The sequence below is a fragment of the Sphingobium sp. Leaf26 genome, assembly GCF_001421665.1.
In the GTDB taxonomy this organism is placed as follows: domain Bacteria; phylum Pseudomonadota; class Alphaproteobacteria; order Sphingomonadales; family Sphingomonadaceae; genus Sphingobium.
Genome location: NZ_LMKV01000003.1, coordinates 145,248 through 159,867, shown reverse-complemented (window position 1 = coordinate 159,867; position 14,620 = coordinate 145,248). Strand labels below are relative to the sequence as shown.

Here is a 14,620-nt window from a genome sequence, read left to right as displayed (position 1 = left end):
ACTCGCGGGGTAAATTAGCGGAGTGCGGGCTTCGTCTGGGGGTTGATGTTAGGCGGCAAACTTGCGGTGCTGCAAGCGCCGATGTTCGATGGTCTGTCGCTTGATCCTTTCACGCTGTTGGATGATCGCCGGAGCCCTTCCGAAGCAGGCGTCGGCGGGCGTCCCATTTTTTAGGCTCTCGTGGTACCGCTGGTGATTGTAGTGCTCGACGAAGGCCTCGATCTGGGCCTCGAGATCGCCGGGCAGGAAGTAGTTTTCCAGTAGGATGCGGTTCTTCAGGGTCTGATGCCAGCGTTCGATCTTGCCCTGGGTCTGGAGATGCATCGGGGCGCCGCGCACATGGCTCATCTTCCGGGCTTCAATGTATTCCGCCAGTTCGCCAGCGATGTAGCTGGGACCGTTATCGCTGAGCAGCCTGGGCTTGTGCAGCACAGTGGCGCTGTCGCAGCCGGAAGCCGGAAGCCGCCAGGTCCAGCGTGTCGGTCACGTCCTCGGCCTGCATGTTGGTGCACAGCTTCCACGCGATGATGTAGCGCGAGAAGTCGTCGAGGACGGTCGACAGGTGCATCCAGCTCCACCCGATGATCTTGAAGTAGGTAAAATCAGTCTGCCACATCTCGTTCGGCCGGGTGGTCTTGGTGTGGAACTGATCGGCGGCCTTGATCACGACATAGGCCGGGCTGGTGATCAGATCGTGGGCCTTCAACAGGCGGTAAACCGTGGATTCTGACACGAAGTAGCGCTTCTCGTCGGTGAAGCGCACCGCCAGCTCGCGGGGAGAGAGTTCGGACAGATCCAGTGCCAGTTCGATGATCTGATCCTGGATGTCGCGGCCGATCCGGTTCCACACCCGGCTCGGCGCCGATGGCCGATCCTCCAGCGCCTCCGGCCCGCCCTCAGGATAACGGTCATACCAGCGGTAGAACGTCCGATGGGCGATGCCCAACTGGTCGAGCGTGCGTTTGGCGGGCAGGTGCGACTGTTCCACGATCCGGATGATCTCGCGCTTTTCGGATGCGGGATACCTCATTCGTCGTCGCCCCCATCTGCGATCATGCTTTTTTCAGCAGACGGTTTTCGAGTGTCAGATCGGCCATGCATTCCTTCAAGGCGCGGGCTTCGCGGCGCAGATCCTGCACCTCGCCAGTGGTTGCGGCACGAGCGGTGTCACCGGCCAACCGGCGCTTGCCCGCTTCCATGAACTCCTTCGACCAGGTGCAATACAGGCTCTGGGCGATGCCTTCCTTGCGGCACAGCTCCGCAATGCTGTCCTCGCCGCGCAGCCCATCGAGCACGATGCGGATCTTGACCTCGGACGAGAAATGGCGACGCGTCTGCCCCCGAATATCCTTCACAACACGCTCAGCAGGGGCCTTTGTCGGCGATTTTTCCAAGGAGGGTTGGGCCTTCATCTTCGTTCCTTCGTCACTACGACCAAGCCCCAACCCTCCTTAAATCAAAACCTCAAATCTGTGCCATTGGTGCTGACGGCGAACAGCNTGGGCCTTCATCTTCGTTCCTTCGTCACTACGACCAAGCCCCAACCCTCCTTAAATCAAAACCTCAAATCTGTGCCATTGGTGCTGACGGCGAACAGCACGGTATTCCGACCGATCCCAAGATCAGCGATATTATCGCAGTAAATGACTGAAATTTAAATGATTTTAATTCCCTTCTGCGACTTCCCGATGCCTCATGATCACGTTGACAATCAAAGATGTGATGGCCGTTGTCATGCTTGACGAGATCGACGGCAAAAACCGTCCCCAATGGCCAGTTCTACTGGGAAGCCCGCCGCCAGCGGCGATAGCCCAGCATAGCCAGCACGATCATCGCGGCATAAAGACCGCCAGTGAGCCACAAGCCCTTGATAGCGAACATGCCGACATAGACGATGTCGACGACGATCCAGAGCAGCCAGCTGGCCGCATGGCGCCGTGCGGTCCAATATTGGGCGACCAGGCTGAAACTGCTGAGCGCCGCATCCATCCAGGGCAGCGAAGCGTCGGTGAAGCGGTGCATGCCCCAGCCGATCGCGATAGCGCCGACGGCACCTGTCGCGAGACCGAAGACCGCGCGCGCGCGCGGCAGCGGGGCCACGACGACCGCCCCCGCCTCTTCCCTGCCCCGCGCCCAGGCGATCCAGCCATAAAGGATCCCGATACCGAACAGCGCCTGCAACAGCATGTCGGCATAAAGGCGCACATCGAGGAAGATTTTGAAATAGAGCGCGCAGGCCAGCAGATTGACCGGCCAGCATAGCATGCGCCGCTTTGCCGTGAGCCAAATGCCAAGGAAACTGACTGCAACAGCGATGATTTCCAGTATCGACATCAGGCCATCGCCTCGCATTTGAAGCGCCGCAGGAAATCCTGTCCGGCGGCGGACAGGAACCAGTCGGCATGGCCGATGAGATAATCCTGCCAGGCGACAGCCGCCTGATCGGCATCACCCACGATCCCAGCGAAATAGTCGATTTCCGACAGGGCAAATTCGATATGGACCAGCGGCAGCAGGCGAACGAGCGCATCGACATCGACCGGCAGCATCGTGCGATACCCCTCCAGCATTGCGAGCCCCGCACCAACATCGCCCAGCGCCGCTTCCTTCCCCAGTTCCAGCCAGCGGAACGCGGTGCGCTCGATCGCGGTGGCAAGATCATGAAGCGCGCAGGTCCGCGTCGCCAGCCCGAAGTCGATGATGCTGGCGACCCTGCTATCGTCCGTCCAGAGGAGGTTGGACGGATGCCAGTCATTATGGGTCCAGAGCGGCGACTGGTCCGGCACATCGTCGCCCAGGGTCGCGAATAATCGCGCCAGTTCCTGTCGCCAGTTCTTGTCTGCCAGCCAGTCGGCCAGCGCCGGGCGGGCAGCGACATAGGCTTCCGCCGCCGCCAGCGGATCATGCGCGGGCAGGATGGTGAAGCTGGCGACCAGCGGATGATCGCCGCGCGCGGGTGCCGCATAGCCCTGCGCTGCCCGATGCAGCCGCGCCAGCGCCACACCCGCTGCCTGCGCGTGGCCCGGCGTCAGGAACGGCGTCCACGATTGACGATCGCGATAGACGTCGATGCCGGGCGCTGCGCGGTGCAGTTCATAGGTCCATTCACCCAGCGCAATGGCGCCAGAACCATCCGCCGCCGCCATGACCTGCGGCACTGACAGCCCGCCCGCCCGCAGATGCGCCATATAGCCATGCTCTTCCGCCAGCGCTGAAAGTGAACGGAGCCGCTGATGATGGCGCTTGAGGAAAAGTACGCTCCGGTCCGTTTCGATCAGCGCGGCCGCCGAAAAGGGGCGCGGCGAATGCCAGTTGAGATCGATCAACCGTCCCGCTGCCGGAAAACGGGCCAGCACGGCTTCCGCCTCCGCCCATGTGATGGCGGGCCATGTCGGCGCCTCCAGCGCCGTTCCCATGCCATGGACGAGATGGCCGCCACTCATGGGTCAGAAGACCCGCGACAGTGTCACCACGAAGGCGCGCCCGCTGCTGATATAATAGCTGGGGGCCGAACCCGCGATCAGCGTGCCGTTCCGGCCCGTCACATCCTGCGCATTGGTGCTGATCGCCGACACCCCGGACAGGACGCGCGGATTGGTGACGTTGATCGCATTGAGGCGCAGATCCATGGCGTTTGCGTCGATCAGCCCGGCCAGATGCACGCCGATCGCCAGGTCCAGCGTGGCATAACCCTTGATGCTCTCGTCATTCATGAAAGTCGCATATTGGCGGCCGACATATTTGAGCGCCGTGCTGCCGAACAGCCGGCCATCATCATAGGTGCTGCCAAGGGCGAACTGGACGCGCGGGGCGGATACCGCCTGCTTGCCCTTCGTCGGCAACCGGTCGCCGCCCACCGGCAGATCGTCGTCCAGCCGCGTATGCAGATATTCGCCCGAGGCATAAAGGCTGAACCCCTTGAACGGGCGATAGTCGATCTCGCCATCCAGCCCATAGCTGGTCTGGCTGCCGCCGTTGATGGTCGAATTGACCAGCGCCCCCCCGCTGTTGACCACCGTCGCCACCTGCCGGTTACGGAAATGATAGTGGAAGGCGGTCAGCGAGAAGGACAGGTTCGGCCCGATATAGCGGTAGCCCAACTCCTGCGCGACGCTATATTCATTCTTGAGCGCTTGCGTGCCCTGACTGACCAGTTCGCCGCCATAATAGCTGTCGTAGAGCGCGAATTCGTTGGGCGTGCGGAAATTGGTGGTGATGTTGGCGAACAGTTGCTGCCGATCGTCCAGCCGGTAATGAACCGCCGCGCGCGGCAGAGCGGCGAAGCTGTCGACATGCACCTTCGACTGCGGCCCCGGCAGATAGTTGCGACCGTTGCGCAGCAGGCTGACGCCCTTGAACCCCACATCGACCGTGAGGCGCGGCGTGACCGCAATGCTGTCCGCCAGAAAGAAGCCCTTGGTCACGGTGACGGTGCGCTGGTTCTCATAAGCGAGCAGTCGCCCGTCGGCGGTGCGGATCGCCTTGTCCTGATATCCCCATGCGTCGACCGGCCGCCCCTTCGCGTCGATCGACGTATAGCTTTGCGTCACCCGGTCGGTGCCATAGTCGAACCACAGGCCTGCGGTGATAGTGTGGACGCCCGCGTGCAATGTCAGTTTGCTGACGTCACCGATGCGCCGCTGCTTGCCGGTCCAGTTGCCCAGTACCGTCGCCACGCCATCCACCGCCCCGGGCAGCGCGATCGGCTGCGTCAGTTCCTCCGTGCCGAGGAAATTGCCGGTGGTCGCCAGTTGCGTTCCATAGGGCGAATTGCCATGCCCCGTCTGGAGATAGGCGCTGCTGTCGAAGGTCAATGCGTCACTCAGCCGGATATGCACCGGCGCCGCGAAATAGAGATTGCGGAACGGCGCGCGATAGAGGCGCCAATAGCCGGTGTCCCCGTCCGTATAGCGGTCCTTAAAGTTGAAGCCGCGCCCGCTCGCCTGCCAGTCTGCCATCGTCGGGCTGGGATAGGTGGAGGTGATGGCATCATTATAGGAGACGGCGAGGCTGGCGCGATTGCCCTCGCCCCATTCGTGCAGCAGCTTCGCGTCGATATGCTGGCGCTTGTCATAACCCGCCCCGCGCCAGTTGTCGGCGCGGTTGTTGGAATAGGAGACGAACGCCTTGAGGCCGCTGCTTCCGATCTCCCCGGTATCGAACCGCAGAAAGGCGCGCCGCTGATCGTAGGAACCAACTGACAGATTGACGAGGCCACCCATCTTCGCCCTGGGATCGTCCAGCGTCAGCGACAGCGTCCCGCCTGCTGCCGCCACGACCGGCGCGTCGATATCCGCCGCGCCCTGCGCCAGCGCGATCTGCCGCACATTTTCGGCATCGGCGAATTGCGAAGGGTAGGCATAATAATAGCCGATGTCGTTCTGCGGCGCGCCTTCCAGCAGTACGCCGATCTGGTCCTGCCCCAACCCGCGCAAAGTCAGGCTCGACGTTGCGGACAGGCCATAGGGATCGCTGGACGACACATTCGCGCCAGGCAGCAGGTTGACCAATTGGAAGGCGTTGAGCGTCGGCGCCTGCTTGCTGATGAAGGCTTCGGCAATCGAACTGACGGCCTTGGGTGCGCTCTGATCGGGCAGCAGGCCCTGCGGATCGGGATAGCCCGTGACCTCTATGGTCGCGCGCTCCTGTTCGTCGCCCTCGGTCGCCAGCGCGGCGGGCGCCGCAAACAGCATCGCGGTCGCCAGCGCGCACCGTCCAACACAAGTCGCATATATCGTCATCGTCTCACGTCCACTCCACGCGGAGGGACTGACGGACGTGCCGCCTTGCCCTCCCTACGCCGGTAATCAGCCGGATCAGGTTCAGCGGGTCGTGGTCTGCGGACCACCTCTCAGCCGCGCATAAGCGGCCCCCCGGGGATGCGCCCCTCTAGTGCGTGGAATGCGACCTGAAAAGTCTTATTTCTCGGATGCGGTGGTAATCAATTCCATCCGTTGCGGGACAGTGCCGATTTCTATCCCCTCTTCGCGAAGCCGACGGAGAACCACCGTGAGGACATTGCTTCTGGCGCTGTAGGCCGCTCGCGGGCTGGCGACATGGGCAAAGCTGTTGAAGAAGATGCGACCGTCCGCGATCGAATCGATAAACACCGTATAAGCCGGCTCCGCCAGCACCGCAGGCTCGTCGGCAAAGGTCGCCAGTACGATCGCCCGCACCTTGTCCGCATCCGTCTCGATCGGCACCGAAAACTGGATCTGCATCCGGCCGAGCGGACTGGCCAGCGTTTTATTGAGCACCGTCTTGGTGATGAGTTCCGAATTGGGCACGATCAGGGTCGAATGGTCGGGCAACTGGATCTCGGTCGATCGCACGCTGATCCGCTTCACATCGCCCTCATCCTGGCCGACGCGCACCAGATCGCCGATCTTGATCGGCCGTTCCGCCAGCAGGATCAGCCCTGACACGAAATTCTGCGTGATCGCCTGAAGACCAAAGCCGATGCCGACCGACAAAGCGGACAACAGGATGGCGATGCGCTCCATCCCGATGCCGAGCGATGCCAGCCCCCAGATCACCGCCAGCGCGATGCCGACATAGCGGGCGACCAGACTCACCGAATTGCGGCCACTGCCATCGAGGTCGGTGACGGGCAGATAGCGCCGCTCCAGCCAGCGCATGAAGCCGCGCACCAACGCCAGGCCGATCAGCAGCACCAATATCCCGCGCAGGATCGCGCCGGGCGAGATGGCGACCCCGCCGACCTCGAAACCCTGTGCCAGCGTGCCGAGGCGGCTGAACAGACTGGCGACATTGCCCGCGCCGAAGGGCGACAACAGCATCGAGAAGCCGAGCAGCAGCACCGCCAGCCGCAACAGAGCGGACAACAGCACGCCGAACTGCTCGACCGCGCTGCCACGCAAGCCGAGGCTGCGGACCAGCGTCATGCCGAAGCGGCTCGACCGGTCGAATATCGTCGTCGCCAGATCGTCGATCGCCGCCATCAGCAGATAGACCGCCGATCCCAGCACCGTGGCCCAGCTTATCATCTGCAACAGAAACAGGCTGAGGCTGAAATAGCCGAGCAGAAGACCGATCGTCGCCACCGTCACCACGATCCACGCCAGAAGGCTGATGAGACCGCTGACGCTTTCCTGACGCGAACCCTCTTCATTCTCTTCCTTGGCAGCGCGCAAATGCGCGACGGTGACGAGGACCGCGCTGACCAGCAGGATGTGGAGCAGGGCGAAGACCGCCTGGGTCGCTTCCTGTGCCGCCTTGCCTACGCCGACCGACGCATTGAACTGGGCGTAGATCACGCCGAGAAAGGTCAGCAGCGCCAGCAACAGGCTGTAGGGGCGCAGCTTCGTCGCGCCATTGTCGCTGATCGCCGCGATCCGCCAGGACGGGCGGCTGCGCATCAGCAGCGCGCCGATCACGGAGAAGGTGAAGCCGCTAAAGGCACAGCCGCCGACGAACGCGCCGAGCAACGGCTCCCAACGATCCGCGACCAGACCGGACCAGCGCAGTCCCTGCGCGATCGAAAGCGCCGCCAGCAGCGGGGCGAACGTGCCGACTGCGACCCGACACAGCGCGTAGCTGGAGCGCCGCACCCGCCGTCCCGGCACGCCTTCGGTCAGCATCCGCTGTCCCATATGCCGCGCGGCGACCTGCCCCGGCCCCACGATCAGCAAGGCAAGCAACAGGCCCGTCAGCGCATGCCAGGGCCGATGATCGCGCAGCGCCTCTGCGACCTGCGTCCGGCCCACCTCCATGAACGCCTCCGCCCGCCGCAGGTCGCGGGGGAAGGCATGGCCGAGCGCGGACCAGAAGCCGGGCGACAATGGCGATGGCGACCGTGTCGAAATTTTCTGGCTGAACTGCTCTGCCTCGCTCCGTTCGATCTCGTCGGCCAGTTGTTGCGCTTCGACACCGATCAGGTTGCCGCGCTTGATCGCCGAATCGATGGCGGATCGCTGCCGTGCCAGCGCCGCACGCTGCCGCTTTATGTCGGGCGCTTCGCTGCTGCCTGCCGCAACGGCGCCGAGGCCAGTCAGCTTGGCATCAAGCAGGGCCAATTGATCCTGCAAATCGCCGGCGGCATCCGATGCGGTCGTCTTGGCCGCCAGCGCCTTCGCCAGCAGCAGCTTGCGATCGCTGGCATCCATGCGCGTGTCGAGACTCTGGTCGACCGAGCGCACATCCTTTTCCGCCTGTGCCAGCCGGGCGGCGGGATCCAAAGCAGAGTCCACCTGCGCCCGCACCGGGCCAGCGAGGCCAATGCTCAGAACCAGCAGAATCAGCGCCAGAGCATACCGATGCCGGATCGGATCAATTGCCTGATCGTGTCGAAACAAGGACCACCCATTTTCTGTGCGAAACTGCGGCCCTCTCTATGGCCGATGGGGGTTCAGGTCCACAGCATGCAGACGGAAATCGGGCCGGGCGGGCGCAACATAGCGCGAAAGCCGCGCCATCTTGGGCATCGCGTCCTCAATCGAGTAGCGCGCTACGCTTGTACCACTTGCTGGTCGATAATGCCGAATGGACCGCCCAACGCTTCCATCCGCACCCGATCGCCGAACCGCAGAAAGGGCGTTTCCGGCTTGCCGGCCGCGATCATCTCGATCGCGCGGCGCTCCGACAGGCAGGAGGAACCGACTTCGTCATAATCGGCGTTGGAGACGGTGCCCGACCCGATGATGGTGCCGGCGACCAGATCGCGGGTGCGGGCGGCATGGGCTATCAGGTCGTGGAAGCCGAACTGCATCTCGCGACCATGGGGATGGCCAAACCACTGGCCATTGACCTGCACCTCCAGCGGCAGGTGGACACGGCCGTCCTGCCATGCCTCGCCCAGCTCGTCGGGTGTCACGGCGAAGGGCGCGACCGCGCAGGCGGGCTTGGCCTGGACCCAGCCGAAGCCGGTCTTCATCTCGACCGGCGCGATCGCCCGCAGCGACCAGTCGTTGATGAGCAGGACCAACCTTACATGAGGACGTGCCGCATCCGCCGCCGTGCCCATCGGCACAGCGCCGGTGACGATGCCGAATTCGCCCTCGAAATCGATGCCGTCCGCCTCGCTGGGCAGGGGCACGTCCTGCGTACCGGACAGGAAACGATCGGACAGGCCCTGATACATCAACGGCCGGTCCGTCTCGATCGGCGGCAGATCGAACGCCTTCTGCATCAGTTCGCCATGCTGGGGAAAGGCCGATCCATCAAGCCATTGCCAGGCGCGGGGCAGCGGCGCGAGCAGCCGGCCATGGTCGAGCGGTTCGCCCTCGCCCTGTTCCAGCCGGGCGGCCAGCGCACGCAAGTCAGGCTCGGTCATGCTCCAGCTTTCGATCGCCTGTTGCAGCGTGCCGCCGGCCGGCAGGCAACGCTGCGCATCGCGCGAGACGACGACCAGTTCGCCGTCCGGCGTCTCGTTGGAGAAGGTGGCAAGGCGCATCGCTTAGTCCTCGAAGATCGCGACGGCGCGGGTCCAGCCCGCCGACGCGCCCTTGATCTTGTGCGGGAAGCAGCTCACGGTAAACCCGTGGGCGGGCAGCGCTTCGAGATTATGCAGCTTTTCAAGGTGGCAATAGCCGATGTCCCGGCCCGCCTTATGCCCCTCCCAGATCAGCGAGGTATCGCCGGTTTGCTTGACCTTCTCGGCCGTATAGCTGAACGGCGCGTCCCAGCTCCAGGCGTCGGTGCCGGTCACGCGCACACCGCGCGTCGTCAGATACATGGTCGCCTCATAGCCCATGCCGCATCCGACATTGACGAAATCGGGCCGGCCCAGCGCCTTGCCCGCCGCCGTGTTCACCAGCACGATGTCGAGCGGTTGCAGCTCATGGCCGATGCGGTTGAGTTCCGCCTCGACATCGGCCGCCGTCACGACATAGCCGTCGGGAAACGCGCGGAAATCCAGCTTCACGCCTGGGCGGAAGCACCAGTCGAGCGGCACTTCATCGATGGTGATGGCGCGCTCCCCGCCATCCATTGTCGGGGAGAAATGATAGGGCGCATCCAGATGCGTACCGTTATGCGTGGTCAGCGTCACCCACTCCGCCGCTGCGAAACCTTCGCCGCCCGGTGTCTGCTCCGCCGTCACGCCGGGGAAGAAATGCTGCAATTCCTTCACCGTCTCCTGATGCGTCTCATAGGTGATCTTGGGCCGCATGAAGGGCGGATCGGAAACGACGTCATTGTCCAGCGTGATCGACAGGTCGATGAAGCGGCGCGTCATGCCACCTTCCCTCCAAGCGTCTCCGCGAACCAGTCCGAAATCAGGTCGCGACCATAGGCCATATTGTCGGCACCGACATGCTCGACCCCGCCCTCACGCGGCGTGAAGATCACCTTCTCCCGGTGCGGCGAATTGACGAGCTGGTCGTAGAGATCGTCGGCATAGGCGACGCTGATCTGGCGATCGTTTGCGCCGTGGGTGACCAGGAAGGGCACCTCGATGCGATCCATGTGACCGTTAAGGTTCATCGCCTCCGACCGGGCAAGGAAATCCTCCTGATCCTTCGCCCCGAACGCCCAGTGGACATGCGCCCAATAATGAGGGACCGGATTCTCGCCCTCGCGCGCCATGCGCTTGTCCTGCACCGCGCGCCAATTATGGTTCGCGCCCCAGACCGCGCCACTGGCAAAGCGCGGTTCGTAGGCGACGGCGCGTGGCGCGAAATGGCCGCCCAGCGAAATGCCGGTCATGCCGATCGCTTCGGGGTCCACTTCGGCCTGCTGTTCCAGCCAGTCGACCGCCTTGCTCGCCCAGTTTTCGCTATGCGGATCGACGGGCAGGTTCTGGAGCCGCAGCGCCTCCCCCGATCCCGGCTGATCGACGCATAGCGTCGAAATGCCGCGCCGCGCCAGCTCCTGCGGCAACCGCGTCCAGTAAAGCAGCTCCTTGCAGCTATCGAGACCGTTGCAGAAGACCACGACGGGCTTGCGGCCCTCGCCCGGCGCACGGGTGAAGAGGGCCGGCATGGTGCCCGTCGCCAGCGGGATTTCCACCCGCTGGCGGTTGATCTTGCCCAGTGCTGTCGACCGATCGAAGGCATCGCGCGCCCTGGCATAGGTCGCCTCGCGCTCCGGCGCGCCATGCCCCTGCATCCGCTCGGCGATGATGAGGTAGAGCGCCGCACGCTCCAGCTTGTTGGAGGCGGAGACATGGCGCCCCTTCCCCTCGTCCTCGGCCGCGAGGTCGACCAGCTTGTCGCCCATCGCCGCCCATGCCTTCATGAACATGGGCGTGCCTGCGTCGCCACCGTTCGCGGTGGCGTCCCTGATCGGCTGGCACATATCGACGATCTCGCCGATCTGCCCACCGCTCTCCATCGCGATCGCGACCGACAGGTTCCAGATATAGTTGGGGAAATATTCGAACAGGGCCATGGGATCAGACCTCCGCCGCCTGAAACAGCCCCTTGTCGGGTTCGGGATGCGGCATGGTCTGCGGACCGCCGACGCCGATGCCCCACTGGTCCATCACCTTGGGACCAGGAATGTGAACCTGCGGCTCATGCGTTTCGAAATCCACATAGTCCAGCTCGGACGTATATTCGACCGCGAAGCCGGCAGGCGTCGTGAAGTAGCTGAAGGTGTTGTTGCCCGCCGTATGGCGGCCCGGCCCCCAGCGCAGGTCGGTGCCTTTCTGCTTCAGACGATGGACGCCCACCATCATGTCATCGACGCTCAACATGTCATAAGCGACATGGTTGAGGCAGGGCGGTCCCGGCAGGATGGCGATGCGGTGATGCGCGCCGTTGCAGCGCAGGAAGCACATGAAATCGCCCAGCCAGTCGCTGACCTTGAAGCCCAGCACATCGCAGAACCATTGCACCAGCGCCTTATGGTCGGGCGCGTGCAGCACGATATGGCTGATCTTCTGTGGTACGCCTTCCCAGCGGACCATGTCGCGCGGGCTGCGGCGCGCCACGTCGCTCGAAATCTCGAAGGTCAGCCCTTCGGGCGAGAAGAAGCGGAAGCCATATCCACCGCCCAGCGTCGTCAGTTCCCTGGGCACGAAGATGATCCGTGCGCCCGACGCCGAGACCTTGTCGTGCAGCGCATCCACATCGGCGCGGTTGTCGGCGGCCAGCGCGATCACGTCGATGCGCTTCTCCTCTGCCGCGCGCAGACGCACGACATACAACTCCTCGCCTCCATCGGCGGCGAAATGGATCATATCGTCCTGCTCGCCCGCCTCGACCAGCTTCCACTGGTCATGATAGAAAGCCCGTTCTGCCTCCAGATCGGGGACGGCATAGCCGACATAACGGATTTCGGTGACGCGGCTCATGGCGGCTATCCTTGATTGTCAGATGGGTTGGGAGACGACCGCGAACATCTCTGCGGTGGCCTTGTAATTATCGACCGGCGGCCCCTTGCCGATCTGGCCGTGGCAAATGGCCAGCGACTGTTCGACGATATAGCGGCAGCGTTCGTAGCGGCGGTCGCGATAGGCGGCGAAGGCGGCTTCCGGGCTTTCAACCTTGCCCAGTTCCTCGGCCAGCACGATCGCATCCTCGATCGCCATGCCCGCACCCTGTCCCAGATGCGGCGTGGTTGCGTGGACGGCATCGCCCAGCAGCACGACCCTTCCCTTCGACCAGGGACCATGCACCACCATCGCTTCGAGCGGGCGATAGACGACGCCGTCGTTGTCGCTGATCTGGGCGGCAAGCGCCTGAATCTGCGGCGCGGTGTTGGCCAGCTTGGCCCGCATCGTCGCGGCCAGATCAGCGCGGGCATAATGCGGATTGCCCGGCTCTGCGCTGGTCGCGAAGAGATAGATCTGCTCCGCGCTCATCGGCACCAGCCCGACGCCGATCGGGCCATTATAGACATGCAGCGCATCCAGCCCGGCCGGACGCGGAAAATTATAGCGCCACACGCCCTGTCCGGTGAATGCCGGCTTTTCGGCATCGGGCAGGATCATATTCCGCGTCTGCGAATAAACCCCGTCCGCCCCGACCACGACATCATAGCGATCCACGCCGCCATCGGAAAAGCGCACATCCACGCCCGCGCCATCATCGTCCAGCGTCTCGACTGTCAGCCCCAGCCGGATGTCCGCGCCTAGTGCCTTCGCGCTATCCCCCAGCACCTGTTGCAGCGCGCGGCGGCCGATGCCGACATTGGCAGGTTTGCCCAGCACCAGTGCCGGGGACGGCACCCGCGCCACCCGATCGCCGCTGGGAATATAGATTTCCACCGCATCGAAGCCGCAGGCCGCATCGAGGAAAGCGTCGAGCACGCCGAGTTGCGCCATCGCCCGCACGACATTGGCCTGCTGGATGATGCCCACGCCATAGACCGACCAGTTGGGATCGCGTTCGATGACGATTGCATCATGCCCGCTCCGCCGCAGCGCTATCGCCGCAGACAGGCCGCCAATGCCGCCGCCGATGATCAGCGCTTTCATCACGCCGTCTCCAGCTTGCCGGGCGCGCCGCGAACGGAGCGATCGAGAAACAGGAAGATGATGATCGCAAGCACCAGCCCGATCAGGCCCGACGCCATGAACGCCCCCTGCATCGTGCCGGTCGCATCATTCAGCTTGTGGACGAGGAAGGGCGAAGAGAATTGGCCGAAGAAGAAGCAGGCGGTCCATATCCCCATGCCGCGCCCACGATGCTGGAACGGCAACTTGGTCTGCGCCCAGGCGATCAGCGAGGGGACGGCCATGCCGGCACCGGTCTGCTGCACCACCAGAGCGGCGATCATCCATTTCGCACTGGTCGCCATCCCGATACCCAGCAGGCCAAGGCCCAGCATCAGGAAGAAGGCCGACAGTTGCACCGCATTGGCCTTGCCACCGAGCGCCCGGAAGACCAGCGCACCGACGATGACGGACAGGCTGGGCAGTGCGGTCATGGCGCTCAAGGCGGACGGATCGGTCACGCCGACTTCACGAAACGCCAGGCCGCCATTGATGATGAACACATAATAGAGGCATGACGCACAAAGCGTCACCAGCCCCAGCAGGCCGACCGGCATCCAAGGGAAAAGCGTTCCGGCAGACGGGGCAGCGCGCGAAGCGTCCGTAGCATCGACCATGTCATGGGCCTGCCGCTTCGGCTCGAACAGCCAGGCCATCATCGCGAAGAAGATCGGGAAAGCGATCAGATAGACGAGGAAGATGCCGTTCCAGCGCATCGCCGTGGCCGGACCGGACAGGGCGATCACGCCGCTGGCCAGAAACGGCCCAGCCACGCCTTGCAGCATCAACCAGTCGCGCCGCCCCTCATCCTCCCAATAATCACCGATCAGCGTGTTGACGATGGTCAGGATCGCCGCCTCCGCCACCCCCAGCAACAGGCGCGAGGCGAACACCGCGTTCAGGCTGTCGAGGAAGAAGGGGGCGGTGCCGAAAATGCCATAGAGCAGAGTGGCACCGATCAGCAGTGGCCGCCGCCCGATCCGGTCCACGAACCAGCCGGCGAAGGGTGCGATCAGGGCGATGGTGAGGCCCGGCGCCGACACCATCATCGGCACTTTCCAGCGCGCATCGGGGTCGGCCGCGAAATGGTCGATGATCGCGGGCACCGCCGGGAACATCGACACGATCGCAAAGATCGGCAGGAAGGCGGCGGTTACGATCGTGATGCCCTGCGGCACCAGCGTCAATCGCCGAAAGAAGGAAACCAGCCGCGACATCTAC

10 protein-coding genes, 1 pseudogene and 1 riboswitch are annotated in these 14,620 nt (G+C 63.8%); all 11 genes and pseudogenes read right to left on the bottom strand.

Going from position 1 to position 14,620, the window contains the following annotated elements:
* Positions 1–48: 48 nt before the first annotated feature.
* Positions 49–1,412: pseudogene (locus tag ASE85_RS06180) on the bottom strand (IS3 family transposase).
* A gap of 367 nt (positions 1,413–1,779) precedes the next feature.
* Entirely contained in the window at positions 1,780–2,334 is a 555-nt protein-coding gene (gene pnuC / locus ASE85_RS06170) for a nicotinamide riboside transporter PnuC (RefSeq protein WP_056685291.1), read from the bottom strand.
* Positions 2,334–3,443, bottom strand: coding sequence for a phosphotransferase enzyme family protein (locus ASE85_RS06165; protein ID WP_056685226.1), 1,110 nt, complete (start codon positions 3,441–3,443; stop codon positions 2,334–2,336). Before ASE85_RS06165 ends, pnuC begins: the two co-directional genes overlap by 1 nt.
* Positions 3,444–3,446: 3 nt before the next feature.
* The gene (locus ASE85_RS06160) at positions 3,447–5,741 is read right to left on the bottom strand and encodes a TonB-dependent receptor (RefSeq protein WP_056685223.1); all 2,295 of its coding nucleotides are present in this window, start codon (positions 5,739–5,741) and stop codon (positions 3,447–3,449) included.
* 34 nt (positions 5,742–5,775) lie between these two features.
* A riboswitch (TPP riboswitch) is annotated at positions 5,776–5,886 on the bottom strand.
* Positions 5,887–5,918: 32 nt separating this feature from the next.
* On the bottom strand, positions 5,919–8,315 hold the full coding sequence (locus tag ASE85_RS06155) for a DUF3772 domain-containing protein (RefSeq protein WP_235523307.1): 2,397 nt from the start codon (positions 8,313–8,315) through the stop codon (positions 5,919–5,921).
* 152 nt (positions 8,316–8,467) lie between these two features.
* A complete protein-coding gene (locus tag ASE85_RS06150; protein WP_056685220.1) occupies positions 8,468–9,412 on the bottom strand; it encodes a fumarylacetoacetate hydrolase family protein in 945 nt (314 codons plus the stop codon).
* 3 nt (positions 9,413–9,415) lie between these two features.
* Positions 9,416–10,195 (bottom strand): cyclase family protein, encoded by a 780-nt coding sequence (locus ASE85_RS06145; RefSeq protein ID WP_056685217.1) that lies wholly within the window; start codon positions 10,193–10,195, stop codon positions 9,416–9,418.
* A complete protein-coding gene (locus ASE85_RS06140) occupies positions 10,192–11,349 on the bottom strand; it encodes an alpha/beta hydrolase family protein (protein ID WP_056685213.1) in 1,158 nt (385 codons plus the stop codon). The genes ASE85_RS06145 and ASE85_RS06140 overlap by 4 nt, the downstream gene beginning before the upstream one ends.
* A gap of 4 nt (positions 11,350–11,353) precedes the next feature.
* A complete protein-coding gene (locus ASE85_RS06135; RefSeq protein WP_056685210.1) occupies positions 11,354–12,256 on the bottom strand; it encodes a VOC family protein in 903 nt (300 codons plus the stop codon).
* A gap of 18 nt (positions 12,257–12,274) precedes the next feature.
* Entirely contained in the window at positions 12,275–13,381 is a 1,107-nt protein-coding gene (locus ASE85_RS06130; protein WP_056685208.1) for an FAD-dependent oxidoreductase, read from the bottom strand.
* Positions 13,381–14,616 carry an MFS transporter gene (locus tag ASE85_RS06125; protein WP_056685205.1) on the bottom strand — a complete coding sequence of 412 codons (1,236 nt, stop codon included), beginning with the start codon at positions 14,614–14,616 and terminating at the stop codon, positions 13,381–13,383. Before ASE85_RS06125 ends, ASE85_RS06130 begins: the two co-directional genes overlap by 1 nt.
* Positions 14,617–14,620 lie beyond the last annotated feature (4 nt).

What these genes read in the sequence shown, in the direction of transcription:
- ASE85_RS06150 (WP_056685220.1), bottom strand. Translation starts at nt 9,412, where the DNA reads ATGCGCCTTGCCACCTTCTCCAACGAGACGCCGGACGGCGAACTGGTC.
- ASE85_RS06135 (WP_056685210.1), bottom strand. Translation starts at nt 12,256, where the DNA reads ATGAGCCGCGTCACCGAAATCCGTTATGTCGGCTATGCCGTCCCCGAT.
- ASE85_RS06140 (WP_056685213.1), bottom strand. Translation starts at nt 11,349, where the DNA reads ATGGCCCTGTTCGAATATTTCCCCAACTATATCTGGAACCTGTCGGTC.
- ASE85_RS06165 (WP_056685226.1), bottom strand. Translation starts at nt 3,443, where the DNA reads ATGAGTGGCGGCCATCTCGTCCATGGCATGGGAACGGCGCTGGAGGCG.
- ASE85_RS06145 (WP_056685217.1), bottom strand. Translation starts at nt 10,195, where the DNA reads ATGACGCGCCGCTTCATCGACCTGTCGATCACGCTGGACAATGACGTC.
- ASE85_RS06130 (WP_056685208.1), bottom strand. Translation starts at nt 13,381, where the DNA reads ATGAAAGCGCTGATCATCGGCGGCGGCATTGGCGGCCTGTCTGCGGCG.
- ASE85_RS06160 (WP_056685223.1), bottom strand. Translation starts at nt 5,741, where the DNA reads ATGACGATATATGCGACTTGTGTTGGACGGTGCGCGCTGGCGACCGCG.
- pnuC (WP_056685291.1), bottom strand. Translation starts at nt 2,334, where the DNA reads ATGTCGATACTGGAAATCATCGCTGTTGCAGTCAGTTTCCTTGGCATT.
- ASE85_RS06125 (WP_056685205.1), bottom strand. Translation starts at nt 14,616, where the DNA reads ATGTCGCGGCTGGTTTCCTTCTTTCGGCGATTGACGCTGGTGCCGCAG.